Annotated in this window: 4 protein-coding genes; 1 reads left to right on the forward strand and 3 read right to left on the reverse strand. The window is 63.4% G+C overall.

The genetic code is table 11. The features are described 5' to 3' along the window. Positions 1-114: 114 nt before the first annotated feature. The 3 genes from VNZ93_RS02540 to VNZ93_RS02550 form a co-directional block, all read right to left on the reverse strand. Positions 115-978 (reverse strand): sigma-70 family RNA polymerase sigma factor, encoded by an 864-nt coding sequence (locus VNZ93_RS02540; RefSeq protein WP_325699625.1) that lies wholly within the window; start codon positions 976-978, stop codon positions 115-117. Next, positions 975-1,448 carry a carboxymuconolactone decarboxylase family protein gene (locus VNZ93_RS02545; RefSeq protein WP_325699628.1) on the reverse strand — a complete coding sequence of 158 codons (474 nt, stop codon included), beginning with the start codon at positions 1,446-1,448 and terminating at the stop codon, positions 975-977. Before VNZ93_RS02545 ends, VNZ93_RS02540 begins: the two co-directional genes overlap by 4 nt. Positions 1,449-1,623: 175 nt before the next feature. Further along, entirely contained in the window at positions 1,624-2,316 is a 693-nt protein-coding gene (locus VNZ93_RS02550) for a hydrolase (RefSeq protein ID WP_325699631.1), read from the reverse strand. 131 nt (positions 2,317-2,447) lie between these two features. On the opposite strand from VNZ93_RS02550, the gene VNZ93_RS02555 reads away from it, so the two are divergent. Continuing rightward, positions 2,448-2,860 (forward strand): LysR family transcriptional regulator (locus VNZ93_RS02555; protein WP_325699634.1); only part of this gene is annotated, 413 nt, incomplete at its 3' end.

Below are 2,860 nucleotides of genomic sequence, written 5' to 3' on the forward strand. Positions count from 1 at the left end.
ATTGTTCTGAGAGCGAAAATCAAGCGGCTCCAGAGCGCACGTGAATCAGAAGGGGTGGCCGCTGGGCCACCCCTTTTCTGTTGGCGCAGAGCACACGTCCGATCGCAGACGCCGCTAGTGCAGGTGCTTCAGCTTGTCGGGGTTTCGCACCACATAGACCGCGACAATTTTTCCGTCCTCGATGTCGAGGGCCGTGGTCTGAAGCTCGCCGTCGGCTTCCAGCGTGACGAAGCCGGGAAGGCCATTGATGACCGCCACCCGAATGAGCTTCGAGGGATGGTGCTTCAGCACGACCGCGAGCTTTTCCCATAGCTTCATCACCGCGTCGTAGCCTTGCACCGGTTGCGTGAACGCCGGCCGCTTGCCGCCGCCGTCCGCATGAACGCTGACATCGGCCGCAAGCATCGTGCTGAGTGCTTTCATGTCCCCGCTGCGCGAAGCCGCAAAGAATGCCTCCGCGAGTTCGAGGCCGCGGTCTTTCTCCACCTTGTAGCGCGGCCGCGCTTCGCGCACATGCGCTCTGGCCCGCGCAGCGAGCTGACGGCAGGTCGCTGCGTCCCGCTGGATCGTCTCGGAAACTTCCTCGAACGAAAGTCCGAACACGTCGTGCAGCAGGAAGGCCGCGCGTTCGAGCGGAGAGAGGCGTTCCAGCGCCAGCATCAGCGGCAATGTCACGTCGTCCTCCTCAGCCTCCTCCACCACGGGATCGGGCAGCCAGGGTCCGATATAGGTTTCGCGCTTGCGCCGCGCCGATTTCAGTTGATCGAGGCAAAGCCGCGTGACGGAGCGCCGCAGGAACGCTTCGGGCTCGCGGACGCCGTCGCGGTCGGTTCGCATCCAGCGGATGAATGCCTCCTGCACCGCGTCTTCGGCGTCCGCGACCGAGCCGAGCATGCGATAGGCGACGCGCAACAGCTTCGGACGCAGCGGCTCGAAGCTCGCCGCTGCGCCCTCGTGGTCGGGCCGGGTGGCCGTCATGCGGCGGCCTTCGCCTGCGTCGCCTTCACCGCTTGCGGATCGACGAACATGCCAAAGCCCACAGCAAGCCGGTTCCAGCCATTGATGATGTTGATCATCAGCGTGAGCTTCACCTGTTCCTCCTCGCTGAAATGCTTCTTCAGCTCTTCGCAGGCGGCTTCGTGCGTATGACCCTCGGACAGGCGCGTGAGGGCCTCGGTCCAGCCGAGCGCGGCACGCTCGCGGTCGGTATAGCAGGGCGCCTCCCGCCACGCCGACAACAGATAGATGCGCTGCTCGGTTTCACCCTTGGCGCGGGCATCGGCGGCATGCATGTTGATGCAGTTCGCACAGCCGTTGATCTGCGAGGCGCGGATCTCGACGAGATGAACGAGGCTCTGTTCGAGGCTCGATGCGACGGCAAGCGACAGGCCGAGCCACTTCTTGACGAGGTCAGGGGCGGCGGCGAAGGGATCGAGTTTGGCGGTCATGAGCAAGGCTCCTTCTCGGTTGGTTTCCGAACCCATGACGAGCGGAGAATGCCCCGTGTGACATCCGCCGCAAAAAAAATCAGCCGGTGAGGACGTTCAGGATGACGCCACATTTCGGCAGTCCGCGGCGATAGCCGCAGGATCGGCGGTTCCTGCGGCCTTTGCGTTCGTTCGGTTACTTCGCCGGATTCGGCCCCACGCGCTCGCCGTGCTTCACGCGCTCCGGCGCCTTGTGGACCAGCGTGTAGGCATAATCGACGCCCATGCCGTAGGCGCCCGAATGCTCCTGAACCAGCGCGATGGTCGCGTCGTAGGTCTTCTTGCGCGCCCAGTCGCGCTGCCATTCGAGCAGCACCTGCTGCCAGGTCACGGGAACGACGCCGGCCTGCACCATGCGGTCCATCGCATATTTGTGCGCATCGACCGAGGTGCCGCCCGACGCGTCGGCGACCATGTAGATCTCGTAATCGCCTTCATTCATGGCCGAGAGCGCGAACATCAGGTTGCAGACTTCGGTCCACAGGCCCGACACCACGATCTTCTTGCGGCCGGTCGCTGCCAGCGCGTCGCGCACATTCTGGTCGTCCCAGGAATTCATCGACGTGCGCTCCAGAATCTTGTGGCCAGGATACACGGCGAGCAGCTCCGGATAGGTGTGACCCGAGAAGCTTTCGGTCTCGACCGTGGTGATCGTGGTCGGGATGTTGAACACCTTCGCGGCCTTGGCGAGAGCCACCACGTTGTTCTTCAGCGTCTGGCGGTCGATCGACTGCACGCCGAACGCCATCTGCGGCTGCTGGTCGATAAACAGGAGCTGGCTGTTTTCCGGGGTGAGGAGCTCGAGGAAATTGGTGGCCGATTTGGTCATTGGGGTCTCTCCGCTGCGCTGATGTCGCTTTGCCGTCCGTGGCCGCGATCTGATGCTGGGATCGTATTTTGCTGCTCGTAATTCATCAATCTGGTGTATATTGAACACATTGGTTCCAGAATGGATGCAATATGGACAGGCTCGACGCGATGCGCGCTTATGCGCGCGTGGTGGACAGCGGAAGCTACGCCGAGGCTGCACGGCAACTTGGCCTGACGCGGTCGGCTGTCTCAAAGGCCGTGACCGAACTGGAGCGGCATCTCGGCGCGCGGCTGCTTGACCGCACGACGCGCCGTGTCACGCCGACCGAGGCGGGGCGCGCCTATCACGAGCGCGTCGCCGGCATTCTCGCCGATGTCGACGAAACCGAAGCCGCGGTGTCACGCCTGCACGACGAACCGAAAGGGCTTCTCCGGGTCAACGCCCCGATGTCGTTCGGCACGCTTTATCTCGCGCCGGCGATCGCGGATTTCATGGTGGCCTATCCGGACTTGCGGATCGAGGCGATCATGAACGATCGCTTCATCGATCCGCTGGAGGAGGG

This window comes from Pseudorhodoplanes sp., from assembly GCF_035565795.1.
Classification (GTDB): domain Bacteria; phylum Pseudomonadota; class Alphaproteobacteria; order Rhizobiales; family Xanthobacteraceae; genus Pseudorhodoplanes.